The organism is Salmonella sp. 2020_1395 (genome assembly GCF_043848115.1).
GTDB lineage: Bacteria > Pseudomonadota > Gammaproteobacteria > Enterobacterales > Enterobacteriaceae > Salmonella > Salmonella enterica.
In genome coordinates this window covers 71,902-95,997 of the sequence record NZ_JBCMFH010000005.1, presented here as the reverse complement: position 1 = coordinate 95,997, position 24,096 = coordinate 71,902, and the positions used below count along the sequence as shown (strand labels likewise).

The 24,096-nt window shown below is 52.8% G+C and carries 24 protein-coding genes and 3 tRNA genes; 13 read left to right on the top strand and 14 right to left on the bottom strand.

Features of this window, described 5'->3' with window-relative positions:
• Positions 1–52 precede the first annotated feature (52 nt).
• The gene (serB, locus tag ACH0WD_RS09815; RefSeq protein WP_001132983.1) at positions 53–1,021 is read right to left on the bottom strand and encodes a phosphoserine phosphatase; all 969 of its coding nucleotides are present in this window, start codon (positions 1,019–1,021) and stop codon (positions 53–55) included.
• 116 nt (positions 1,022–1,137) lie between these two features.
• Between serB and ACH0WD_RS09810 the strand changes: the two genes are divergently transcribed.
• The 7 genes from ACH0WD_RS09810 (at position 1,138) to ACH0WD_RS09780 (ending at position 8,345) form a co-directional block, all read left to right on the top strand.
• Positions 1,138–1,782: a YtjB family periplasmic protein gene (locus tag ACH0WD_RS09810; RefSeq protein WP_000090067.1), complete on the top strand. Its 645-nt coding sequence runs from the start codon at positions 1,138–1,140 to the stop codon at positions 1,780–1,782.
• 33 nt (positions 1,783–1,815) lie between these two features.
• The gene (gene lplA, locus ACH0WD_RS09805) at positions 1,816–2,832 is read left to right on the top strand and encodes a lipoate--protein ligase LplA (RefSeq protein WP_000209772.1); all 1,017 of its coding nucleotides are present in this window, start codon (positions 1,816–1,818) and stop codon (positions 2,830–2,832) included.
• A 310-nt stretch (positions 2,833–3,142) separates the two neighbouring features.
• Positions 3,143–3,832: a DUF1120 domain-containing protein gene (locus ACH0WD_RS09800; RefSeq protein ID WP_000734714.1), complete on the top strand. Its 690-nt coding sequence runs from the start codon at positions 3,143–3,145 to the stop codon at positions 3,830–3,832.
• Positions 3,833–3,879: 47 nt separating this feature from the next.
• Positions 3,880–4,569, top strand: coding sequence for a DUF1120 domain-containing protein (locus ACH0WD_RS09795; protein WP_000722272.1), 690 nt, complete (start codon positions 3,880–3,882; stop codon positions 4,567–4,569).
• Positions 4,570–4,646: 77 nt separating this feature from the next.
• Positions 4,647–5,354 carry a fimbrial biogenesis chaperone StjC gene (gene stjC, locus ACH0WD_RS09790; RefSeq protein ID WP_001112028.1) on the top strand — a complete coding sequence of 236 codons (708 nt, stop codon included), beginning with the start codon at positions 4,647–4,649 and terminating at the stop codon, positions 5,352–5,354.
• 13 nt (positions 5,355–5,367) lie between these two features.
• A complete protein-coding gene (locus tag ACH0WD_RS09785; protein WP_000876248.1) occupies positions 5,368–7,776 on the top strand; it encodes a fimbrial biogenesis outer membrane usher protein in 2,409 nt (802 codons plus the stop codon).
• Positions 7,773–8,345 carry a membrane protein gene (locus ACH0WD_RS09780; protein ID WP_000841607.1) on the top strand — a complete coding sequence of 191 codons (573 nt, stop codon included), beginning with the start codon at positions 7,773–7,775 and terminating at the stop codon, positions 8,343–8,345. Before ACH0WD_RS09785 ends, ACH0WD_RS09780 begins: the two co-directional genes overlap by 4 nt.
• A gap of 37 nt (positions 8,346–8,382) precedes the next feature.
• On the opposite strand, the gene deoD is transcribed toward ACH0WD_RS09780, so the two are convergent.
• The 4 genes from deoD to deoC form a co-directional block, all read right to left on the bottom strand.
• Entirely contained in the window at positions 8,383–9,102 is a 720-nt protein-coding gene (deoD, locus tag ACH0WD_RS09775) for a purine-nucleoside phosphorylase (RefSeq protein WP_000224864.1), read from the bottom strand.
• A 209-nt stretch (positions 9,103–9,311) separates the two neighbouring features.
• Complete coding sequence (gene deoB / locus ACH0WD_RS09770; protein ID WP_000816454.1) at positions 9,312–10,535, bottom strand: phosphopentomutase; 1,224 nt, start codon at positions 10,533–10,535, stop codon at positions 9,312–9,314.
• A gap of 51 nt (positions 10,536–10,586) precedes the next feature.
• Entirely contained in the window at positions 10,587–11,909 is a 1,323-nt protein-coding gene (gene deoA / locus ACH0WD_RS09765; protein ID WP_000477840.1) for a thymidine phosphorylase, read from the bottom strand.
• A gap of 123 nt (positions 11,910–12,032) precedes the next feature.
• Positions 12,033–12,812: a deoxyribose-phosphate aldolase gene (gene deoC / locus ACH0WD_RS09760; protein WP_001519713.1), complete on the bottom strand. Its 780-nt coding sequence runs from the start codon at positions 12,810–12,812 to the stop codon at positions 12,033–12,035.
• Between the two features lie 259 nt (positions 12,813–13,071).
• Between deoC and ACH0WD_RS09755 the strand changes: the two genes are divergently transcribed.
• A complete protein-coding gene (locus tag ACH0WD_RS09755; protein WP_001111685.1) occupies positions 13,072–14,622 on the top strand; it encodes a YjjI family glycine radical enzyme in 1,551 nt (516 codons plus the stop codon).
• On the top strand, positions 14,594–15,457 hold the full coding sequence (locus ACH0WD_RS09750) for a YjjW family glycine radical enzyme activase (RefSeq protein ID WP_001064943.1): 864 nt from the start codon (positions 14,594–14,596) through the stop codon (positions 15,455–15,457). Before ACH0WD_RS09755 ends, ACH0WD_RS09750 begins: the two co-directional genes overlap by 29 nt.
• A gap of 32 nt (positions 15,458–15,489) precedes the next feature.
• On the opposite strand, the gene ACH0WD_RS09745 is transcribed toward ACH0WD_RS09750, so the two are convergent.
• The 8 genes from ACH0WD_RS09745 to ACH0WD_RS09710 all read right to left on the bottom strand — a co-directional run bounded on the left by ACH0WD_RS09745 (position 15,490) and on the right by ACH0WD_RS09710 (position 21,974).
• Positions 15,490–16,263: a metal-dependent hydrolase gene (locus ACH0WD_RS09745; protein ID WP_000119005.1), complete on the bottom strand. Its 774-nt coding sequence runs from the start codon at positions 16,261–16,263 to the stop codon at positions 15,490–15,492.
• The gene (locus ACH0WD_RS09740) at positions 16,260–17,333 is read right to left on the bottom strand and encodes a patatin family protein (protein WP_000531537.1); all 1,074 of its coding nucleotides are present in this window, start codon (positions 17,331–17,333) and stop codon (positions 16,260–16,262) included. The genes ACH0WD_RS09745 and ACH0WD_RS09740 overlap by 4 nt, the downstream gene beginning before the upstream one ends.
• Before the next feature lie 123 nt (positions 17,334–17,456).
• The gene (locus ACH0WD_RS09735; RefSeq protein ID WP_000490276.1) at positions 17,457–17,618 is read right to left on the bottom strand and encodes a DUF1328 domain-containing protein; all 162 of its coding nucleotides are present in this window, start codon (positions 17,616–17,618) and stop codon (positions 17,457–17,459) included.
• Positions 17,619–17,746: 128 nt separating this feature from the next.
• Positions 17,747–18,364, bottom strand: a complete 618-nt coding sequence (gene osmY / locus ACH0WD_RS09730) for a molecular chaperone OsmY (RefSeq protein ID WP_000178963.1) — start codon at positions 18,362–18,364, stop codon at positions 17,747–17,749.
• A gap of 401 nt (positions 18,365–18,765) precedes the next feature.
• Positions 18,766–20,355 (bottom strand): peptide chain release factor 3, encoded by a 1,590-nt coding sequence (gene prfC / locus ACH0WD_RS09725; RefSeq protein ID WP_000175965.1) that lies wholly within the window; start codon positions 20,353–20,355, stop codon positions 18,766–18,768.
• A 91-nt stretch (positions 20,356–20,446) separates the two neighbouring features.
• Entirely contained in the window at positions 20,447–21,124 is a 678-nt protein-coding gene (gene yjjG, locus ACH0WD_RS09720; protein ID WP_000870686.1) for a pyrimidine 5'-nucleotidase, read from the bottom strand.
• 21 nt (positions 21,125–21,145) lie between these two features.
• Entirely contained in the window at positions 21,146–21,592 is a 447-nt protein-coding gene (rimI, locus tag ACH0WD_RS09715) for a ribosomal protein S18-alanine N-acetyltransferase (protein ID WP_001092434.1), read from the bottom strand.
• Entirely contained in the window at positions 21,537–21,974 is a 438-nt protein-coding gene (locus ACH0WD_RS09710; RefSeq protein WP_000203996.1) for a DNA polymerase III subunit psi, read from the bottom strand. The genes rimI and ACH0WD_RS09710 overlap by 56 nt, the downstream gene beginning before the upstream one ends.
• Positions 21,975–22,076: 102 nt before the next feature.
• Here ACH0WD_RS09710 and rsmC point away from each other — a divergent pair, with 102 nt between their 5' ends.
• The 4 genes from rsmC (at position 22,077) to ACH0WD_RS09690 (ending at position 23,614) form a co-directional block, all read left to right on the top strand.
• A complete protein-coding gene (gene rsmC, locus ACH0WD_RS09705; RefSeq protein ID WP_001272293.1) occupies positions 22,077–23,105 on the top strand; it encodes a 16S rRNA (guanine(1207)-N(2))-methyltransferase RsmC in 1,029 nt (342 codons plus the stop codon).
• 190 nt (positions 23,106–23,295) lie between these two features.
• A tRNA-Leu gene (locus ACH0WD_RS09700) sits at positions 23,296–23,382 on the top strand.
• Positions 23,383–23,409: 27 nt separating this feature from the next.
• Positions 23,410–23,496: transfer RNA gene (locus ACH0WD_RS09695), tRNA-Leu, on the top strand.
• A gap of 31 nt (positions 23,497–23,527) precedes the next feature.
• Positions 23,528–23,614, top strand: a tRNA-Leu gene (locus tag ACH0WD_RS09690).
• 31 nt (positions 23,615–23,645) lie between these two features.
• On the opposite strand, the gene ACH0WD_RS09685 is transcribed toward ACH0WD_RS09690, so the two are convergent.
• Positions 23,646–23,882 (bottom strand): DUF1435 domain-containing protein, encoded by a 237-nt coding sequence (locus ACH0WD_RS09685; RefSeq protein WP_000941879.1) that lies wholly within the window; start codon positions 23,880–23,882, stop codon positions 23,646–23,648.
• Positions 23,883–24,096: the final 214 nt, after the last annotated feature.

Here is a 24,096-nt window from a genome sequence, read left to right as displayed (position 1 = left end):
ATGGCGCTGACGCTTATCCGGCCTACGGTCGCCTTGCCATTGGGCAGGTTAATCATTTCTGGTTCATGCTGCCGGAGAGAATGCAAAACACGCCCATCAGGTCAGCGTGGCGGATCGTAATCTCCGTCTTTTCGTTTACTTTTGGCTTGGCATGGAAGGCAATACCTAACCCTGCCGCTTTGATCATGGGCAGATCGTTAGCGCCGTCGCCAATCGCCACCGTCTGCGCCAGCGGGATGTCATGCTCTTGCGCCAGACGAAGCAAGGTATTGGCTTTATACTCAGCATCCACAATATCGCCGATAACGTGGCCGGTAAATTTACCGTCCATGATCTCCAGCTCATTGGCGACCGCCGCCGTCAGGCGTAGCTGGTCACGCAGATAGTCGGCGAAGAAAGTGAAGCCGCCGGAGGCGATAGCGATTTTCCAGCCAAGCGCTTCCAGTTTTAGCACCAGCTGCGTTAATCCTGGCATTAGCGGCAGATTCCCGCGCACCTGGCGCAAAATATCGGCATCCGCGCCTTTCAGCGTCGCCACGCGGCTGCGCAGGCTGGCGGTAAAATCAAGCTCGCCGCGCATCGCGCGCTCCGTCACTTCAGCCACCTTCTCACCGGTACCGGCCAGCTTCGCGATTTCATCGATACACTCAATCTGGATCGCCGTGGAATCCATATCCATGACCAGCAGCCCCGGTGTGCGCAGATGCGGAATTTTACCCAGCGGCGCGACATCCAGCTGCGCCTCATGCGCCAGCCGCGTCGCACGCGGCGTCAGCGACCCCGCCAGACGAATGACCTGATAATCCTCCACGCACCAGGCGGCGACAATCACCATTGCGGCGCCCAGTTTGGTCTGATATTGAGTTAAACGCTGCTTATCCAGCCCGCGCCCATACAGCAGCCAACCGCTGCGGCCTGCATGGTAATCCAGAGGCATCACCTCGTCGCCGCTTAAAGAAAGAGGCAAACCAGGCCATAAAGAGACATCTTCAGGCAGATCGCACCAGGTAATGTTAGGCATTAAAGCTCCTGTAAATCGTTCAGGCCGGTAACCGCCCCGCGGAAAATAACGCATGAGGCTACCTTGTAACCATCGCTTCTGGCAACATTAAGCCTCAAATTTTCAGCAGGTGGAATATGGCTCGCGCAAAACTGAAATTTCGGCTGCATCGTGCAGTCATTGTATTGTTCTGTCTCACACTGCTCGTCGCGCTCATGCAGGGCGCGTCCTGGTTTAGTCAAAACCACCAGCGACAGCGCAATCCGCAGCTGGAAGAGCTGGCCCGCACGCTGGCGCGCCAGGTGACGCTCAACATCGCCCCGCTGATGCGCAGCGAAACACCGGATGAAAATCGCATCAACGCCGTGCTGCGTCAGCTCACGCAAGAGAGCCGAATTCTGGATGCCGGCGTCTATGATGAACAGGGCGATCTTATTACTCGCGCTGGCGAAAGCGTCAATGTGCGCGACAGGCTGGCGCTGGATGGCAAAAAAGCGGGCAGCTATTTTAACCAACAAATTGTCGAGCCTATCCAGGGGAAAAACGGCCCCTTGGGTTACCTGCGTCTGACGCTGGATACCCACACGCTGGCCACCGAAGCAAAGCAGGTCGATAACACCACCAACATTCTACGCCTGATGCTGCTACTCTCGCTGGCGATAGGCGTGGTGCTAACGCGCACCTTGCTACAAGGTAAACGCACCCGCTGGCAGCAGTCGCCCTTCCTGCTAACGGCCAGCAAGCCTGTTCCGGAAGAGGAAGAGCGTGAGGAAAAAGAGTAAAATGACGGTTTAATAAAGGTAAGGAAAACCACCATGACAACATTACGCCTGCTTATTTCTGACTCTTACGATCCCTGGTTTAACCTGGCGGTCGAGGAGTGCATTTTCCGCCAGATGCCCGCCACCCAGCGCGTGCTGTTCCTGTGGCGCAACGCGGATACGGTGGTGATTGGACGCGCGCAAAACCCGTGGAAAGAGTGTAATACGCGGCGTATGGAAGAAGATAACGTCCGTCTGGCCCGCCGTAGCAGCGGCGGCGGCGCGGTATTCCATGACCTCGGTAATACCTGCTTTACCTTTATGGCCGGTAAACCGGAATACGATAAAACCATCTCCACCCATATTGTGCTCGCGGCGCTGAATTCGCTGGGGGTCATGGCCGATGCTTCGGGACGCAACGATCTGGTCGTAAAAACGCCGGACGGCGATCGCAAAGTCTCCGGTTCAGCCTATCGCGAAACCAAAGATCGCGGTTTCCATCACGGCACGCTGCTGTTGAACGCCGACCTCAGCCGTCTGGCGAACTATCTGAATCCCGATAAAAAGAAACTTGCGGCGAAAGGGATTACCTCCGTTCGCTCCCGCGTGGCCAATCTTACCAAGCTATTACCGGGTATCACCCATGAACAGGTCTGCCAGGCGGTCACGGAAGCCTTTTTCGCCCATTACGGCGAACGCGTCGACGCGGAAGTGATTTCACCGGATAAAACGCCGGATCTGCCGAATTTTGCCGAAACCTTTGCGCGCCAGAGCAGTTGGGAGTGGAATTTCGGCCAGGCACCGGCGTTCAGCCATCTGCTGGATGAACGTTTTACCTGGGGCGGCGTCGAGCTGCATTTTGACGTCGAGAAAGGTGTGATTACCCGCGCACAGGTGTTTACCGATAGCCTGAACCCGGCACCGCTGGAAGCGCTGGCCGAGCGGCTGCAAGGGTGCTTGTACCGCGCGGATATGCTGCAACAGGCGTGCGAAGCGCTACTGGTTGATTTCCCGGAGCAGGAAAAAGAACTGCGGGAATTATCGGCGTGGATTGCCGGAGCAGTGCGCTAAATGAATAATATCAGAGAGATGAATGTGTCTCTGATATTATTTAAACATAACAACATATTCTGAAAAATGAGTGAATAGCACAAATAGTTAAAACACACTCGCCAACTACTATAATCTTTAAAATTAATATTATTTCCCCGCACTTCATAAACCCAGCGAATTATAAACCATTTATCATCACCAATGATGATTAAAGTTTTTCTTAACCAAGATTTAATTTTATTAAATTTACAACCTATCATTCTCTTCATAGAATCCCGGCGCGCATTACATGTTCTTTGGAAATATACTTAATCGTTAGGGATTACTGATGAAAAAATTATTAATAGCGACCTCTGTCGTAATAGGATTATCAACTTCAGCGCAAGCGGTTGAATCCACTGCTGTATTAAAACTGACTGGCGTTTTAACCAACGGCGCATGTATACCAGAGTTAAGTGATGGTGGAGTTGTAGATTTCGGTACTAAGGCCGTTAGCGATCTGCTGCCAACTGAGACGAATCAACTGGGATACAAAGATATAACACTCACGATTCAGTGTCTTGCACCGGCAAAAGTTGGCTGGACCGTTACCGATAATCATCCCGATTCGGTAACATCATTGACTATCGATGACGCAACATTTAGACATCAGAACAATAGAATACCAAACTATCAGCTAGGTCTGGGTAAAACAGCAGGTGGTATCAACATTGGTTCATTCGGCCTCTCTATGGACTTGAATAATGCGACCGCCGATGGCATTCAGACGAAAATGGTAGCGTCAAGTAGTAATAATCCAGATTTGTGGGCTATCACAGGAAACGAATTCACTGCGCTTACAAATACATTTCCAAATATCACTACATATAGTGTCGGCGATGAAAATGGCCCCGCCGCTTTTACCATTGCAACATTTCCTATACGCGTAGCTGCCGCTATACAGGGAACGGACACACTGGCTATTACCGATAACACCACGCTTGATGGTCAGGCGACCTTTACACTCGTATATCTGTAACTCCAGCATTCACATGGAATATTCAACACCTCTTTAATGGAACTATAATGAAAAAAATTTTGCTTATTACTGCAATTGCAGCAGCCTTTGCTACAACCAGCGTGAATGCTGACACCACCGCCGTATTAAAAGTCACCGGTCAACTGATTGTTGGCGGTTGTACCCCAGAACTCAGCGACGGCGGCGTGGTTGATTACGGTACTATCCGCCTCGCCACACTTTCCGCAACCGATGTAAACCAACTGGGCACTAAAGATGTCTCTCTGAGTATCTCTTGTCCGTCTGCAACCAAAGCAGCCTGGACTATTACCGATGACCGTGCGGACACCCACCCAGGCGCATCCGTTATCTCCATAGCCAATGGCAATATGACTAATGGTATAGTATCTGATACCACAATGTCCTACGGCGTTGGCAAAACAACCGAAGGTGTAAAAATCGGCGCGTTCTCTATTTACACCGATACCGCGAACGTTACCGCTGATGGTGTAAAATCTGACGCTATCTCAGGAACCGTTGATAGCCCAGTCTGGCAGAAGTCCACCACCGGGATTATCAAAAACGGCAATATGGAAATGTTTACCGTTGCTACAAAAGGCACCACCGAACCAGTTCCGTATACTCTTGCCATTTTCCCGCTGAAAACCTCACTGGCCATTCAGGATACTGCAACGCTGGCCATTACTGATGATACTGTTCTGGATGGTCAGGCAACCATCACGCTTAAATATCTCTGATCCAGACCGTATAAAAAGGTTATTGATCTGTCTCCCTTATTATGGGGAGACAGATTAAAATTAAAGGACTAATTCTGATGCCAGCAGTGACTAAACTTCCATTATTATTACTCAGCGTCCCCTTTGTTTTTTCAGCACTCTTTTCACAGGCTAACGCTGCCGGCATGGTACCGGAAACTACGCTACTGGTGATTGAAGAATCCACACACAGCGGCGTAATGAATGTTAAAAACACCGACAGCAATCCGGCTTTGTTATATACCACCGTCGTTGATTTACCTGACGACAATGGTGTGAAACTGGATGTCACTCAACCGGTTGTTCGCGTTGAAGCAGGCCAGCAGCAGCAACTACGCTTTATTATGGAAAGCACGGAACCGCTCACCGTCGAGCACTATAAACGCGTCACGTTTGAAGGTATTCCTCCGAAATCTACCAATAAGGGAATGAAAATAGGTTTTAATCTACGCCAGGATTTGCCGGTATTAATTCGTCCTAAAAATCTACCGGTCGTTACTGATGCCTGGAAATTATTAACCTGGTCCAGAAACGGACAAACAATCAACGTCAAAAATCCGTCTCCCTACGTTGTACGTTTAGCCCAAAATATTACCTTCTTACCTTCCGGGGGCGAAGGCACGATTAAAAAAACCTATATTCTGCCCGGCGAAACATTGAACGTCAGTATAAAAACGCCCCTTGCTGCTGATACATCCGTACGTTTTTACCCTGCCAGCCGTTACGGCATTGAAGTCCCCAGCTTTACCTCACCGCTGGTGCCGTGATGAGAGCTAGCACGTGAAGTATTTAAAACTGCCGCTATACATCAAAACTGCGCTTTATTGCTCACTGGCGACCACGACGTTTTCGGCTCTGGCGGAGGAGCTGAATTTTGACATGGGTATTCTCACCTCCAGAGGCATTAGCCCCAACGTGGCACAATATTTTTCCCGTGCGCCGCGTTTTCTACCAGGCAGCCACACCGTCATGGTAAAGATCAATGGCGTAAATAGAGGGTCGTTGGTCGCGCGTTTCGACACAGAAGGCCAACTTTGCGTGGATGACGATTTCCTCAGCGCCAGCGGGCTCGTACCGCTTAATATCAGCGCCAAAGAAACCTGCCATAGCCTACAAGAAGATTATCCCTCAGCGATTATTACCCCACTGCCAAACAGTGAATCGCTGGAGCTTTTTGTTCCGGCGCAGGCTCTGGATAATAACTTACTCTCGCTAAACAACGTGATTAAAGGCGGCACCGCCGGGTTATTTAACTATAACCTGTACGCCAGTCGCAGCGAGTCATCCGGTAGCGATAGCCGAAACTATGCCCAGGCAAACCTTGAAGCTGGCTTAAACTTCGCGGAATGGACGCTGCGCAGCCGCTACATGCTGACGAATAATGATGGAGAATACCGTACCGATAGTCTATATACCTATGCGGAGCACGTATTTCAGGCACAAAAAATGCGTGCGCAAGTTGGGCAGATCAACGTCAACTCCAGTCTATTCAGTGGCGCGCCGATCAACGGCGTACAGCTTATCCCTGAACAAGGGCTGGCACAGGATACCCAAGGCGTAACCATTAACGGTATTGCCCGAACCCACCAGGCTCGCGTTGAAGTTCGTCAGTCCGGACAGATTATTTATACCGCACCAGTGAACGCTGGGGCATTTACCCTTGAAAATGTCCCCATCATACGCAGCAATACCGACCTTAACGTCAGCGTCGTTGAAACCGATGGCTCAACGACAACCTTCACGGTGCCGGCAGTATCTTTTAATTTACGCGAACTCACGCCCGCAGGCTTGACAATGTCCATAGGGCGCGTACGTGATACCACCAGCGACTATTCTCTCCCCTGGATCTATAACATCAGCGATGGTTGGAAACTGAGTGAAAACTGGCTGGCGCAGGCGTCTGGCGTACTGGCACAAGACTATCAAGCGGCAGGAGGTATGCTGCAATGGCTTCCAACCAACAAATGGACGTTTTCCGGCTCAATGCTGGGCAGTAAAGCGTCCTTTGGCGAATCTCTGCAGGGTGCGAAAAGTGAACTACGCGCCAGCATGGCGCTGCCCGGGGAAATTAGACTTGACGTCAGTACCGCCCGCTACAGCGACGGATACCGTGAGTTAACGGATGCGCTCAATAAAGATGCTTACGAATACCAAAGTAGCTCCAGTGCTAATATCGCCTGGAACCATAATCTGTTAGGTACCTTCTCTCTGGGTTATTACACTTATCAGGCTACGGATAATAACAACGACTCTCGCAGTATAATGGCTTCCTGGGGCAAAACATTTAAATATGCCTCAATTACCGCTAACTGGCAGCACGCTGTTAATCAGGATGATGAGAATCATAACGGCAGTAATGATGATGATATGTTTTACATCAACATCAGCATTCCACTAGGTGAGCAGCGCGTCGGCGCTTATATGCGTAATCAAGGTGATAAAACAACCTACGGGCTACAAAATAATGGTTCGCTGAGTAAAGATACCCATTACTATATTTCTGCGGATCGTGATGCAAAAAACCAGCAAAATAGCTTCAACGGTAATCTCAATAGCAATCTCCATTACACTCAACTCAGCGTGGGCGGCGGCACTGATGGCGATAATTACCGCAATTATAACGCAACCTTCAGCGGGGGCATCGCTGCACACGAACATGGCATAACGTTCTCGCCTTACACCATCAAAAATACCTTTGCTATCGCACGCCTGAGTGAACCAGAAAGCGGCATTGAAATCGCCACGCCACAGGGGCGAATCTGGACTGACCGCTGGGGGCAGGCCGTCATTCCGGGGCTAACTGAATGGCGGAAATCCCGCGTAGAGGTTAATGCGAATACGCTACCAAAGAGCATGGAACTGGCAAACGGTATTAAGAATATTACCGTCGCGCACAGCGCTTTTCGGGTACTGGATTTCAACGTGCTGAATACACGCCGTGTGATGCTGACAGTAAAGCGTCCGGACGGCTCATGGCTACCTAAAGGCACCAGCATTGTAGATGAAAAAAATAACTATTTGGTCAGCGCTGTCGACAGCGGACGCGTATTTATCACCGATGTTGGGGATAATCCTGCGTTATATGCCGCTGATGATGATATGAATCGTCTGTGTCGCATCCACTACACGCTGCAGAAAACCCAGGATAAAGAGGCATTTTATGAAACGGCAAAGGGAGTCTGTCAATGAAATCCAACAGCAAATGGTTGGGGATTGCTATATGTTGTCTCTTCACCGCACTACTCCCTCCATCAGCCCGGGCCGACGATGACTGCCAAATAACGTTCTCTTCGCCAAACGTCAGCTTTGGCTGGCTTAAGCAAGATGATATCGTCAATTCTCAGCAAGGCTGGAATCAAATGTCTTCACAGGAGGTTCACGTTAGTGTGAGTTGCCCAGAAAGCCAGAATATTGCTCTTTTTGTGCAAGCCTCAGCGGGGGAAAAGGGACGATTTTATTTTGGAAATAACGGTGGTCTCGCCGTACGTGTTAGTCAGATGATAGTAGATGGTAAAAGTTATCCTATTGCCAGCACCCTTGATAGAGTGAGCTTTGCTCCCAATGACAGTGCCCTGGATAGTCTGTTGCTACATAATAACAACGGTATCATCGCGATGGATAATAATCAGCAGGTCAGTGGGAAAATGATGAACGTCACGCTGACATTAACACCTGTCTTGAACGATAATCAATTTACGCATGCTACCGATACGGTCATGCTGGAAAGCAATTTACAGTGGGAAGTGCTGACGAAATAAACGATGAAGGGGGCCTGCTCTGGCCCCCTTCACAATCTTACTCTTTATCGCCCAGCAGTACGGATTCCAGCGCGATTTTGATCATGTCGTTGAAGGTCGTCTGACGTTCAGCGGCTGTGGTCTGCTCGTGGGTACGGATGTGGTCGGACACGGTGCAGATGGTCAGCGCTTTCGCGCCAAACTCAGCCGCAACGCCGTAGATGCCCGCCGCTTCCATCTCTACGCCCAGTACGCCGTATTTTTCCATCACGTCGAACATTTCGCCGTCCGGAGAATAGAACAGGTCTGCGGAGAACAGGTTGCCCACGCGCGCGTCCACGCCCAGCGCTTTTGCTGCGTCAACCGCGTTACGCACCATGTCGAAGTCAGCGATAGCCGCGAAGTCATGATCTTTAAAACGGATACGGTTCACTTTGGAGTCGGTGCAGGCACCCATACCGATCACCACGTCGCGCAGTTTGACGTCCATGCGCACAGCGCCGCAGGAGCCGACGCGAATGATTTTCTTCACGCCGAAATCGGTGATCAGCTCTTTGGTATAGATGGAGCAGGATGGGATACCCATACCGTGGCCCATCACGGAGATCTTACGGCCTTTGTAAGTCCCGGTGAAACCTAACATGCCGCGAACGTTGTTCACTTCGCGGACATCTTCGAGGAAAGTCTCAGCAATGTGCTTCGCACGCAGCGGGTCGCCCGGCATCAATACGACGTCAGCGAAATCACCCATTTCTGCATTAATATGTGGAGTTGCCATCTTCAGTTCCCTTTAAATTTGTTGTTATTGCCTGATGGCGGCTACGCCTTATCAGGCCTACAAAACGTGTGCAAAAACAGTGAAATACCCTAAGGATTTCGCGTTGTAGGAAGGCGACGAATTCGTGAATCCCCGGGAGCATAGATTAACTATGTGACCGGGGTGAGCGAATGAAGTCAACGCATCTACAGCGCGAAAGACAATGGGTATCACAGCATGTTTTTACCGTAGTCCATCGGCGATGTACCAAAGTAGGTCGCCAGCGTCTGGCCGATATCCGCGAAGGTTTCACGGTGACCTAAAGAGCCCGGTTTGACTTTCGGACCGTAGATCAGCACCGGAATGTGCTCACGGGTATGGTCAGTACCGGTCCAGCTCGGGTCACAGCCGTGGTCAGCGGTCAGGATCAGAATGTCATCTTCACCCACCAGCTCCATCAGCTCCGGCAGACGGCGGTCAAACAGCTCCAGGCCTGCGGCGTAGCCCGCGATGTCGCGACGGTGGCCCCAGGAAGAGTCGAAGTCAACGAAGTTAGTGAAGACGATGGTTTTATCGCCCGCTTCTTTCATCTCTTTGAGGGTCGCGTCGAACAGCGCGTCCAGACCGGTCGCTTTCACTTTCTTAGTGATGCCGCAGTTGGCGTAGATGTCGGCAATCTTACCGACGGACACCACGTGTCCCTGTTTTTCATCGACCAGTTTCTGCAGCACGGTCGGCGCTGGCGGTTCAACGGCCAGGTCGTGACGGTTACCGGTACGCTGGAAGTTACCGGCCTTGTCGCCGATAAACGGACGCGCGATCACGCGGCCAATGTTATAGCCGCCTTCGGTCAGCTCTTCACGGGCGATTTCGCACAGCTCGTAGAGTTTATCCAGGCCAAAGGTTTCTTCGTGGCAGGCAATCTGGAACACGGAGTCAGCGGAGGTGTAGAAAATCGGCTTGCCGGTTTTCATGTGCTCTTCGCCGAGCTGGTCCAGAATGACCGTACCGGACGAGTGGCAGTTGCCGAGATAGCCCGGCAGGTTGGCGCGTTTCACCAGCTTATCCAGCAGTTCCTGCGGGAAGCTGTTTTCGTGGTCGCTGAAATAGCCCCAGTCGAACAGTACCGGCACACCGGCGATTTCCCAGTGGCCTGACGGCGTATCTTTGCCGGAGGACAGTTCGTGCGCCCATGCGTATGCGCCAATAACGTCCGCGTTGCCGTCCATACCGGCGGCAATTTTACCGGTAGAGCCTTCATGCGCTTTCACCAGCCCCAGACGAGTCAGGTTAGGCAGATTCAACGGGCCCTTACGGCCATTGTCAGCTTCGCCTTTGGCGCAAGCTTCTGCGATGTGGCCCAGAGTGTCGGAACCTACGTCGCCAAAACGATCCGCGTCTTCAGTAGCGCCGATGCCGAATGAGTCCAGCACCATAATAAATGCACGTTTCATATCTTCTCCGTACTTAGTGCTTCAAAAATAATTGATCAGATCAGTATACAACTATTCAGTAATTCGACGATAGACCGAAGGTGTGCTTGCTGGCGCTTTATCGTCAAGGATAATTGCCGCTTTGACGGCCTTCGCCGCTTCCTGCCAACTGGTTTCGTCTTTGGCATGAATCACCGCCAGCGGGCGCTGCCCGTCGATGCTGTCGCCCAGACGGGCCATGTCGGTAAAGCCAACGCTGTAATCAATGGTATCTGACGCCTGACGACGGCCGCCGCCCATCGAGACGACCGCCATCCCCAGCGCACGCGTATCCATTGCGCTGATAAACCCTTCGGTATCAGCATATACCGCTTTGCTCAACATGGCGGTCGGCAAGTATTTATCGTAGTTCTCAACGAAATCGCTTGGCCCTTTCTGCGCGGCCACCATACGACCAAAGACTTCTGCCGCTTTACCGTTATCCAGCACCGCCTGTAATTTCGCACGCGCTTCGGCGTCGTCTTTCGCCAGCTGGCCGGAGATCAGCATCTCCACGCATAGCGCCATAGTGACATCAAACAAGCGCGGATTGCGGTATTCACCGGTCAGGAACTGCACGGCTTCACGCACTTCCACCGCGTTACCGGCGCTCGAAGCCAGCACCTGGTTCATATCGGTTAACAACGCCGTAGTGCGAACTCCCGCGCCGTTTGCCACGCCGACAATCGCTTCAGCAAGGGCTTCAGAAAGTTCATAGGTTGGCATAAACGCACCGCTGCCGACTTTCACGTCCATTACCAGCGCATCCAGTCCTTCGGCCAGTTTCTTGGCGAGGATGGAACCGGTGATCAGCGGAATAGAGTCCACCGTCGCGGTAATATCGCGGGTGGCGTAAAAACGTTTGTCCGCCGGTGCAAGCGAGCTGGTCTGCCCAATAATCGCCACACCCACGTCTTGAATAATTTCGCGGAAACGGTTGTCATCCGGGAAGATATCGAAGCCCGGGATCGCTTCCAGTTTGTCGAGCGTACCGCCGGTATGTCCAAGGCCGCGACCAGAGATCATCGGCACATAACCGCCGCAGGCCGCTACCATTGGCCCCAGCATCAGAGACGTCACGTCCCCTACGCCGCCGGTCGAATGCTTATCGACAATCGGGCCATTGAGATTCAGGCTTTTCCAGTCAAGGACAGTACCGGAATCCCGCATCGCCATGGTCAGCGAAACACGCTCCGGCATGGTCATATCGTGGAAGAAGATGGTCATCGCCAGGGCGGCAATCTGCCCTTCAGAGATAGTATTGTCACGAATACCATTGATAAAGAAACGAATTTCTTCGTCACTCAACGCATGACCATCACGCTTTTTACGAATAATTTCTTGTGCGAGAAACACGGTACCCTCCTGAGGGAAAAGAGTAGAAGGCTTACATCGCCGGATGGTGGCTAACGCCTTATCCGGCCTACAGGCCTGGATTTGTAGGCCGGATAAGCGCAGCGCCATCCGGCAAATCAGAGCTTAGTAGCTGCTGGCGCTCTTACCGTCGCCGTGACCCAGCGCTTTCAGCAGGCTTGCCAGCAGGCTGGATGCGCCAAAGCGGTAGTGACGAGAATCTGCCCAGTCAGCGCCAAACAGTTCGTCTGCAATCGCGAGGAATTTCTGCGCGTCTTCCGCCGTACGTACGCCGCCCGCCGGTTTGAAGCCAACGGTTTTGGAAACGCCCATGTCGCGGATCACTTCCATCATGATGCGCGCGCTTTCCGGCGTAGCGTTTACCGGCACTTTACCGGTAGAGGTTTTGATGAAATCCGCACCGGCTTTGATGGAGATTTCAGAGGCTTTACGAATCAGCGCCTCTTCTTTCAGCTCGCCGGTTTCGATGATCACTTTCAGCAATACGTTCGCTGCAGCACAAGCGTCTTTACAGGCTTTTACCAGGTCAAAACCCACCTGCTCGTTACCGGCGATCAACGCGCGGTACGGGAATACCACGTCCACTTCGTCAGCGCCGTAGGCGATCGCCGCACGGGTTTCCGCCAGCGCAATATCGATGTCATCATTGCCATGCGGGAAGTTAGTCACCGTTGCAATGCGGATGTCCGGCGTACCTTGTTCTTTCAGAGTTTTACGCGCAATCGGGATAAAACGCGGGTAAATACAAATCGCCGCCGTATTCCCGACCGGGGTTTTTGCCTGATGACACAACGCGATCACTTTTTCATTGGTGTCGTCATCGTTCAGAGTGGTCAGATCCATCAGTTTGAGCGCACGCAGGCTGCTTGCTTTTAAATCAGTCATGACATTCTCCAACGGCATTGCCGTATAAAATTTCACCTTGCGAGTCTGTTAATATTCTAACATTCACTCGCGATTACACTTCGATATACATCACAGTTAATGAAAACTACGTACAAATTTGCATTACTGTAATGAGATCTGAATCAAATTATCCCGCCGTCACCGTCTGTTCTTCGAGCGATAAGCGCATCAGGATCAAAGTCGGTTTGCCGCCATTTTCTACAATAGCGCATCGTCCCGGCATAAAGAGGAAACGAAGATGCCTGCCTCATGCGAAACTGCGCTCCAGCAGCGTTGCCAGCAAATTGTGACCAGCCCGGTGCTCACGCCTGAACAAAAACGCCATTTTCTGGCGCTGGAAGCTGAAAACGCCCTGCCTTATCCCACCCTGCCGGAAGATGCCCGCCAGGCGCTGGATGAAGGCGTCATTTGCGATATGTTTGAGGGGCACGCCCCCTTCAAACCGCGCTACGTGTTGCCCGATTACGCCCGATTTCTGGCTAACGGTTCACAGTGGCTGGAACTGGAAGGCGCGAAAGATCTGGATGATGCGTTATCCCTACTCACCATTCTGTATCATCACGTTCCTTCCGTGACGTCCATGCCGGTTTATCTCGGCCAGCTTGATGCGTTGCTGCAACCGTATGTTAGAATTCTAACACAAGATGCGATCGATATTCGAATAAAACGTTTCTGGCGTTATCTCGACAGAACGCTGCCAGACGCCTTTATGCATGCCAATATTGGCCCTGCCGATACGCCTGTCACACGAGCGATTTTGCGCGCTGATGCCGAGCTAAAGCAGGTGGCGCCTAACCTGACGTTTATCTACGATGCGGAAATCACGCCGGACGATCTGCTGCTGGAGGTCGCCAAAAACATTTGCGAATGCAGTAAGCCACACATTTCCAATGGCCCTGTAAATGATAAAATTTTCACAAAAGGCCATTATGGCATCGTCAGTTGTTATAACTCGCTACCGCTTGGCGGCGGCGGCAGTACGCTGGTACGTCTCAACCTGAAAGCCGTGGCAGAACGCAGTACGTCTGTCGATGACTTCTTTTCACGCACGCTACCGCACTACTGCCGACAGCAGATCGCCATCATTAATTCACGATGTGAATTCCTCTATGAAAAGTCACATTTCTTTGAGAATAGCTTTCTTGTACAGGAAGGTTTGATCGATCCCGAACATTTTGCGCCGATGTTCGGTATGTACGGGCTGGCGGAAGCCGTGAATCTGCTGTGCGAAAACGCGGGCCTGAACGCCCGTTATGGCAAAAATGAAACAGCGAACGAGCTGGGCTACCGTATTAGCGCCCAACTGGCGGATTTCGTCGAAAATACGCCAGTGAAGTATGGCTGGAAGCAACGGGCGCTGCTCCATGCCCAGTCTGGCATCAGTTCCGATATTGGCACTACGCCGGGCGCGCGTCTGCCGTATGGCGATGAACCGGACCCTATCACCCATTTGCAAACCGTCGCGCCGCACCATGCCTTTTATCATGCCGGGATCAGCGACATTCTGACGCTGGACGAAACCATCAAGCGTAATCCGCAGGCGCTGGTTCAGCTTTGTCTTGGCGCGTTCAAAGCCGGGATGCGGGAATTTACCGCCAATGTCAGCGGCAACGATCTGGTGCGCGTCACCGGTTATATGGTGCGCCTGTCGGATCTGGCGAAATTTCGCGCCGAAGGCTCGCGCACGAATACCACCTGGCTGGGAGAAGAAGCCGCACGTAATACCCGCATCCTGGAACGACAGCCACGCGTAGTCAGCCATGAACAACAGATGCGCTTTAGTCAGTAAGATCATTGCGTTTTCCTGCGTCGATGGGCCAGGCAGCCGCCTGGCATTATTCTTACAGGGCTGCAATTTGCGCTGCAAGAATTGCCATAACCCGTGGACGATGGGACGCTGTAACGACTGCGGGGAATGCGTATCGCAGTGTCCGCACCACGCCCTCAGCGTTGATGGCGGGAAAGTGGTATGGCGGTCGGACGTCTGCGAGCAGTGCGATACCTGCCTGAAAATGTGCCCACAGCAGGCAACGCCAATGGCGCAGACCATGAGCGTTGACGATGTGCTGCGTCATATTCGTAAAGCATCGCTGTTTATTGAAGGTATTACCGTCAGCGGCGGAGAGGCGACCACGCAATTACCGTTTATTGTGGCGCTATTTACAGCGATCAAAGCCGATCCGCAGTTACAACGACTGACCTGCCTGGTGGACAGTAATGGTCAGTTAAGCGAGACCGGCTGGCAGAAACTACTGCCGGTTTGCGACGGCGTAATGCTCGATCTGAAAGCCTGGAAGAGCGAGTGTCATCACCGTCTGACCGGACGTGATAACACGCATATTAAGCACAGTATCCGCTTTCTTGCTGCGCAGGGAAAACTGGCGGAGCTGCGGTTACTGGTTATCCCGGGTCAGGTGGACTATGCGGCGCATATCGATTCACTGGCGGCGTTTATTACTTCGCTGGGCGAGGTTCCGGTGCGTTTGAATGCCTTTCATGCGCACGGCGTCTATGGCGAAGCGAAAGCCTGGCCAGGCGCGACGCCGCAAGAGGTGGAACGGCTGGCTGACGGATTGCGCGCGCGTGGGGTGGCGAAGCTGATTTTGCCGGCGCTATATTTGTAAGCGTCACCTGCCGGACGGCGGCTGCGATGCCATCAGAGCCGAAACAAGGTAATGGTATTGCGATACAGCGTATCGGCTATCACCTCTGCGGGCTCCGGACGTAATTCGCAGAGCGCATCAAATACGCGCGCCGCCTGCTCCGGGCGGTTCGGCTGCCCCTGAAACCCCTTTAGCGGCATATCCGGCGCATCGGTCTCCAGCAACAGCGCGTCCAGCGGCAACCGAGCCATAACATCACGGGTTTTACTGGCGCGCGGGTAGGTGATGGTGCCGCCGACGCCGATTTTATAGCCCAGTCGCACAAAGCGTTCGGCCTGTTGCAGACTGCCGGCAAAACCATGCACCACACCGGTTCGCGGTAGATCCTGGCGCTTTAAGTGCATCGCCAGTTTGTCATGCGTGCGCCGCGAGTGCAGGATCACCGGCAGATCGTAGCGTTTTGCCAGTTGCAGCTGCGCGTCTAAAAATCGCTCTTGCCTGGCGAACTGCGGGTCGTCGCGATAAAGATCGAGACCGATCTCGCCTACCGCCACGACGTTCTGTTGTTGCGCCAGCGCCTGTTGTAGCTTATCAGGATCGTCATCGGCATGACGCTCAATCACAATGGGGTGTAATCCCAGCGCAGCATAAAGCGACGGGAAACGCGCCGCCAGCGCCAGCACGCGGGGAAAGTGAGCCGCCTCGGTCGCCGGCACGATGATTTTTTCAACGCCCGCCTCACAGGCACGCTGAATACTGGCGCGCTCATCGCCCGTAAAGGGCGGGAAATCAAAATGGCAATGCGTATCGATAAAGCGCCAGCTCACGCCAGATCCTCGTCGGTAAATGTGGTGTCGTTTGCCTGCGGCGCGCTAATGACCTCCGCCACATGCGTATCATTGGCCACCGGCGCCGGAGGCACGACCACCGTTTCCGGCACGGCAATCCGCGACGTATGGCGCAGGAGAGGCGGCGTTGCGGCAAGCAATTTACCAACGGTGGCAAGGAAATAACGCCCGCATAATTGCCCGGTTTTGTAATCCTCACGCAGCGCCGGGATACGGCTGCCCAGCGCCATGCTGTGCAGAGGTTTCGGCGGATAAATTTCAATGATCCGCAGCTTACCCGGCGGCTTTTCAATAAATTGTTGGATCGCGCTGTAGGACGTTTCATGATGCTGCACCAGGTTGATCAACGGCTGTAGACTGCTCTCTCCCAGCCAGCGCTCCATACGCTTAAACCACTGCGGCGTGTAATACATTTGCGAGGGTACGGTGCGGATCACCACAATGGTTTTCGCCCCCCGCTTTGCCGCCTCCTGAACCGGAATGGCGTCGCTAATGCCACCGTCCAGATAGTTGATGCCCTCTAACGTAACGCCGGTACGGTAGAAACCCGGTATGGCGCTGGAGGCGCGAATGATATCAAGCCAGTTTTGTTTTGTCGGCGAGAAATAGCCCGGCGTGTAATCATCCCCCCGGCAGGCGCACATATAAAAGGATTTTCCGCTGTCGAACAGGCGCGCTGCGGTATCCATCTGCAGCGGCATCCGGGCGGCGGTGGATTCCACCAGCCAGTCGAGGTCAATAAGGTTTCCTCCGCGTACAAATCGTAGCGGATCAAAAAATTCGCGCCTGGTGGTATAGCGCATAATGACTTTACGCCCGTAGCCGGGCTGGTTGCAGAGATACGCCGAGAGATTTTGCGCACCGGCTGATGTGCCGAAGTAGAGATGGAAAGGATTAAACTGCGCACGCATAAACTCATCCAGCACGCCTGCGGTAAAGATACCCCGCTGCCCCCCGCCCTCACAGACCAGCGCCATACGGCCTGGCCGGAACGGTGTTAATGATAACGGCGCAATATTGCCGAGCGTAACCGGTATTCGCTGGCCCACCTCTGCCTTCCTGTTTTTCATTTTTTTCCAGGCTGACAAGGTAACGCAAAACGTTAACGGCTAAAACCGTAAAAGCCAGTCCGCTGGACTGGCTTGATAGCAATATATCTTTACAGCTGCCTGCTAGGGTCGTTTACGGCCCATGAACAGGCTGACAAGGAAGAGCACGATCCCGACGACGAAGACGATTTTCGCCGCGCCGGCAGCCGTACCAGCCAGTCCACCAAAACCCAATGCGGCGGCAATTAACGCGATAACCAGAAATATAATGCCCCAACGAAACATAAGCCTCTCCTTTACCATAGTTAATGTCGACCGCTAAATATGAGCGCTCAGGCTACTCATTCGCGATATTTTTAGTGTGGTGCACATTACGCCTCCCGACAAACGTCGGGAGGACGAATTACGACGAATTACTGAACTTTCAGATCGTTTTTAACACTTTTTACGCCATCAACGGCTTTCGCGATGCTTTCAGCGCGGTCGCTTTGTTCCTGAGTTTCAACAGTACCGGAGAGCTGTACGACGCCATCGGTCGTTTCCACTTTTACTTTACGGGAAGGGACGAGATCGTCCGCCAGCAACTTGGCTTTGACTTCACTGGTCGTGGCCGTATCGCCGGCATAACCTTTCACGGAACCTTCTTTATTGTCGCGAACGTGAAGTTTGTCGCTAACGGAGGTCACGCCTTCTACGCCTTTCGCCACTTTCACGGCGGCTTCAGCCTGCGCCTGGCTTTCTACAAAGCCGCTCAGGGTGACGACTTTCTGATTGGTTTCGACAGAAATATCGGTGCTTTTAATATTGTCATGGTCTACCAGCGCAGCTTTAACTTTCGCAGTGATAGCGCTGTCATCCATGAAGTTACCGACTTTATTCATAGAGCTATCGACTTTTTGCCCTGCGGTTTCGGTTCCGCTTTGCGCCTTGTCCGTTGTTGCGTTTTCTGCAAAGGCAGAACCTGTCGCAACAGCAGAGGTCAACATTACGGCCAGCAGAGTTTTAGAAATCTTCAGTCTTGTCATAGTCATCGATTTTGTCCTGTATAGTTTGCTCGTAATTTGAGCTCAGGCAACACGAGGTTGCATTGCTGAATGCGGTGAAACTCACCGGTTTCTGAAGTCAATGACTGGCATCACATTCGTGAATTTGTAACGACGCGTCGCCTGCCACCCTTCCGTTTCAGTTATTAATATCGTGACTGAAACAAATCTCAGCTTTAAGCTCTCATATTCACGCATTGAACAGGCATTAAAGCCGACATTTATGTCATCACTTTGTTAAATATAGATCACAATTTTAAAATCGCTTGTCGGTGCGTATAAAAAACAGGCAGATCGGAGAAAAAACGCGGGATTTAAGAACATTCCGTAAGCGGTTAAAAAGGCAGGGAAAGTACGAAGGCGCGGCGGATGCCGCGCCCGGAAAGGGATCAGTGTTCGCGCGTTTTACGGAACTGAACGTCAGGGTAACGTTCCTGGGTCAGGTTCAGGTTAACCATCGTGGGGGCGATATAGGTAAGGTTGTCGCCGCCATCCAGCGCCAGCTGCGTTTCATTCTTACGCTTAAACTCTTCGAATTTCTTCGCATCGGCGCTTTCCACCCAGCGCGCCGTCGCCACGTTGACGGATTCATAAATCGCCTCAACGTTGTATTCGCTTTTCAGGCGCGCGACAACAACGTCAAACTGCAAAACGCCCACGGCGCCGACAATCAGATCGTTGTTGGAGATGGGACGGAATACCTGAACCGCCCCCTCTTCAGAAAGCTGCACCAGCCCTTTCAGTAGCTGCTTCTGCTTGAGCGGATCTTTCAGGCGAATACGACGGAACAGTTCCGGCGCAAAGTTCGGGATACCGGTAAACTTCATCATCTCGCCCTGGGTGAAGGTATCGCCGATCTGAATGGTGCCGTGGTTATGCAGACCCAAAATATCGCCCGGGTACGCTTCTTCAACGTGCGAACGGTCGCCCGCCATAAAAGTTAACGCGTCGGAAATCACCACATCTTTGCCGGTACGGACCTGGCGTAGCTTCATGCCCTTCTCATACTTACCGGAAACCACGCGCATAAACGCCACGCGGTCGCGGTGTTTCGGGTCCATATTGGCCTGAATTTTAAAGACAAAACCGGTGAACTTCTCTTCTGAGGCTTCCACTGTGCGGGTATCGGTTTGACGCGGCATCGGCGCGGGCGCCCACGCCACTAAACCATCCAGCATATGGTCAACGCCAAAGTTACCCAGCGCGGTACCGAAAAATACCGGGGTAATTTCCCCTGCCAGGAACAGCTCTTCATCAAACTCGTTAGACGCGCCCTGCACCAGTTCCAGCTCGTCGCGCAGCTGTTGCGCCAGGTCTTCACCGACGGCGGCGTCCAGATCCGGGTTATTCAGCCCTTTAACGATGCGCACTTCCTGAATGGTGTGGCCCTTACCGGTCTGATACAGATAAGTTTCATCTTTATAAAGGTGATAAACGCCCTTAAACAGCTTGCCGCAGCCAATCGGCCAGGTGATCGGCGCGCAGCCGATTTTCAGCTCGTTCTCGACTTCATCCAGCAGCTCCATCGGGTCGCGGATGTCACGGTCGAGTTTGTTCATAAAGGTCAGGATCGGCGTATCGCGCAGACGGGTAACTTCCATCAGCTTACGGGTCCTGTCCTCAACGCCTTTCGCGGCGTCGATCACCATCAGACAACAGTCCACCGCCGTCAGAGTACGGTAGGTATCTTCGGAGAAGTCTTCGTGCCCCGGGGTATCCAGCAGGTTCACCAGACAGTCGTGATACGGGAACTGCATCACCGAGGTGGTGATAGAGATACCACGCTGTTTTTCCATCTCCATCCAGTCAGATTTTGCATGTTGGCTGGAGCCACGGCCTTTTACCGTACCGGCGGTCTGAATCGCCTGTCCGAACAGCAACACTTTTTCGGTAATGGTGGTTTTACCGGCGTCCGGGTGAGAAATAATGGCAAAAGTGCGGCGTTTGGCCACCTCTTGCAAATAAGGAGACAACGTCATAGTCAAATCTTCTTGAGTAAGCGCGGCGTTTGACCACGCATGTTGAATACGAAAAATGCGGCTATTTTACCCATCAACCTGGGGGAGGCAATCAGTGTTTACACAGGAGCTGCTCCAGTTCGCTTAATGACGCCACAGTCCAGGTTGGATGAATACCCGCGGGCTGCTCGCGATGATGCGCGTTAAGCCAGCAGGTCGACAGTCCGGCGTTAATGCCGCCAAGAATATCGGACTCCGCGGTATCGCCAACCATTAATACGCGCGAGCGGTCAGGATTCCCCGCCTGCTCCAGGGCGTAGTTAAAGATTTTCGGATCGGGCTTCGCGACGCCAACCTGCTCGGAAATCACCAGCAGATCGAAATACTCACGCAGCCCGGTGCGCTCCAGACGAGTTTGTTGTAGCGCGGTAAAACCGTTAGTAATAATACCGATTTTAGCCTGCCCGCGAATCGCATTAAGTAGCGAAACGGCGCCCGGCAAAGGAGAACAGATCTCCGCCATCGCACTAATAAAAGCGTCATTCAGCAGCCCCGGCGCAACGTTTAGCCGTTCAGCCCAACTTTGAAAGCGCGCGTGCTGCAATTGTAATGAGGTAATCGCGCCGTTCTGATAATCCACCCATAGCGGCTTATTCACGGCCTGGTAATCCTGGAAATCCTCAGCGGTAAAGGTGACGCTATAGTCAAGGAACATCCGCTGTAAGCCGGTGAAAGAATCAAACGTAAACAGCGTTTCATCGGCATCAAAGAAAATCCAGTCCCACTTCATCATTACACCTTGCCTCTTTTATTACATGCTTATCGGTAACGCCATGATGATGGCGTCCTCATGCCCTTGTGCCGTAGGATAGTAATTGCGGCGAATCGTCGCCTCGTTAAACCCCAGACTTTCATACAGCGCGATGGCGGCAGCGTTAGAGGCGCGTACCTCCAGCCATAGCGTTACAACCCCACGTTTTTCCAGTTCATCAATCAGATGCTCAAGCAGCATACGCCCCAGCCCCCGACGCTGAAAATCCGGATCGACGGCAATATTGAACAGCGTCGCTTCGTCCAGCACCACCTGTGTAATGGCAAACGCGGCCATTCTGTCAGCAGCGGTCAGCTTAAGGTTGAGATACCGTTCGCCCTGGTTGCCGAAAAACGTTTTTTCGCTCCACGGAAACGCATGAGCGCGTTGCTCAATCTGCCAGGCTGCGGGGAGATCGGTCGTGCTGAGGATAGAAATCGTGTTCATGTTCGCAGATTTGTTGCCATAGTGCGGCGCGTGCCGCCGGGTTTGCCCGGAGTTCATTAAACGCCGGCGTCGTGACCTGAGCGCCTTCGAGTTGGAGCGGCGCGTCAGTTCCTAACCGCCAGCTATTACAACGGCTGCCCTGCGGCAGCATGGCGACGCGCTCAGGCGCCAGGGGTAAAACCTGATCGGGACTCACGGTCAACGCGCGTAAAATATCGCGCATTAGCGGCTCGTTCAGCGCGGGTAATTCCTCTGCAACCACGATCAGACGAACGTGCGCGGGAAGGGAAATCGCAATCTCGCCCTGTAGCGCGCCAGGACGTCGCAGCGCCCACTGCGTAATACCCAGTTGCTGTAACTGCCAGTCTCGTCGGGATGTCATAGCGAAACGCTCCTGTAATCAGGGGCGCAAATATAGCAAATCTGTCGAATCTCCGCCATCAAACTACTATAATCGCCGCCAGTCTGAATTAAGGAGCATTCCATGTCTGCTTTTACCCCGGCAAGTGAAGTCTTGCTGCGCCACAGTGATGATTTCGAACAAAGCCGTATTCTTTTTGCCGGAGATTTGCAGGATGACCTGCCCGCGCGCTTTGAATGCGCCGCCAGCCGCGCGTATACGCAACAGTTTCACCACTGGCAGGCGTTAAGCCGCCAGATGGGCGATAACGTCCGTTTTAGCCTGGTCGCGCAAGCCAGCGATGTCGCTGACTGCGATACGCTGATCTACTACTGGCCGAAAAATAAACCCGAAGCGCAGTTCCAGTTGATGAATATTTTGTCGCTGATGCCGGTGGGCAGCGATGTTTTCGTCGTGGGAGAAAACCGCAGCGGCGTGCGTAGCGCCGAACCGATGCTGGCGGACTATGCGCCGCTGAACAAAGTAGATAGCGCGCGACGTTGCGGCCTTTACCATGGTCGTCTGGAAAAGCAGCCGCAGTTTAGTCTTGAATCCTGGTGGGCCGAGTACAATATCGACGGGCTGACCATCAAAACGTTGCCGGGCGTATTCAGCCGCGACGGACTGGATGTTGGTAGCCAACTGCTGCTGTCTACGCTGACGCCGCACACCAAAGGTAAAGTGCTGGATGTCGGCTGCGGCGCTGGCGTGCTTTCCGCCGCGCTGGCCAGCCATTCGCCGAAAGTGCGCCTGACGCTGTGTGACGTCAGCGCGCCGGCGGTGGAAGCTAGCCGCGCCACGCTTGCCGCTAATGGTCTTGAAGGCGAGGTATTCGCCAGCAACGTCTTTTCGGAAGTCAAAGGACGTTTTGACATGATCATCTCCAACCCGCCGTTCCACGACGGAATGCAAACCAGCCTTGATGCGGCGCAAACGCTCATTCGCGGCGCAGTGCGCCATCTGAACAGCGGCGGAGAGTTACGCATCGTGGCGAACGCCTTTCTGCCCTATCCTAAGATTCTGGATGAGACTTTTGGCTTCCATGAAGTCATCGCGCAAACCGGGCGCTTTAAGGTTTATCGTACCGTGATGACCCGTCAGGCGAAGAAATAGTTGGCCTGATAAGCGCAGCGCCATCTGGTTGCATGTGCCGGATGGCGACGCCAGGCGTCTTATCCAACCTACGTCTCGCGCCCATTTTTGCAGCAATCAATCTATCCCATGCAATTAACTATTGACGAATAGCTGAAAACCACTAGAATGCGCCTCCGTGGTAGTGATTCTTTTCAAGAATCGATGGTATGCGAAGGTGGCGGAATTGGTAGACGCGCTAGCTTCAGGTGTTAGTGTCCTTACGGACGTGGGGGTTCAAGTCCCCCCCCTCGCACCAAAACCACGTTGATATTGCTCGCACTGGGCGAAGGTGGCGGAATTGGTAGACGCGCTAGCTTCAGGTGTTAGTGTTCTTACGGACGTGGGGGTTCAAGTCCCCCCCCTCGCACCAACGAGGCGATATCAAAAAGTAAGATAACTGTGCGAAGGTGGCGGAATTGGTAGACGCGCTAGCTTCAGGTGTTAGTGTCCTTACGGACGTGGGGGTTCAAGTCCCCCCCCTCGCACCAATTATCTTATCCTTCCTTTGTCTCTTCATTTTCATCCCTGATTCCAGTTCATCATTGCCAACATCATGCCGCCAATAAGCGCCATACACGATGGCAGCAATACAAAATGCCGTAATTGTTTGTGATACAACATCAGCGCAGACAGTAGCAATCCTGATACAATCAACAGCTTCAGCGCATAAGCTGACAGGCCGATAAACGCCAGTCCAACGATAATCACTCCAGGCAATAACACGCCCCATCCGCTGCCTAACGTCCGCTGCAACATGGTTTCACCTCTGGAATTGATAATGATAACCAATATCATATGATATGTTTTCTCATTTGTCAGCCAGGGAGAAAGCTAAAGAGATGAGTTTTACTTAACGGTTGATGACACGTATTCAGTAAGGTGATAAATTGTCCGACTGTTAACGTAAAAACAACAACACCTCGCTTTAGGCGACCTTTTCTCATACGTTATTTTCATGTTGGCGCCCGAT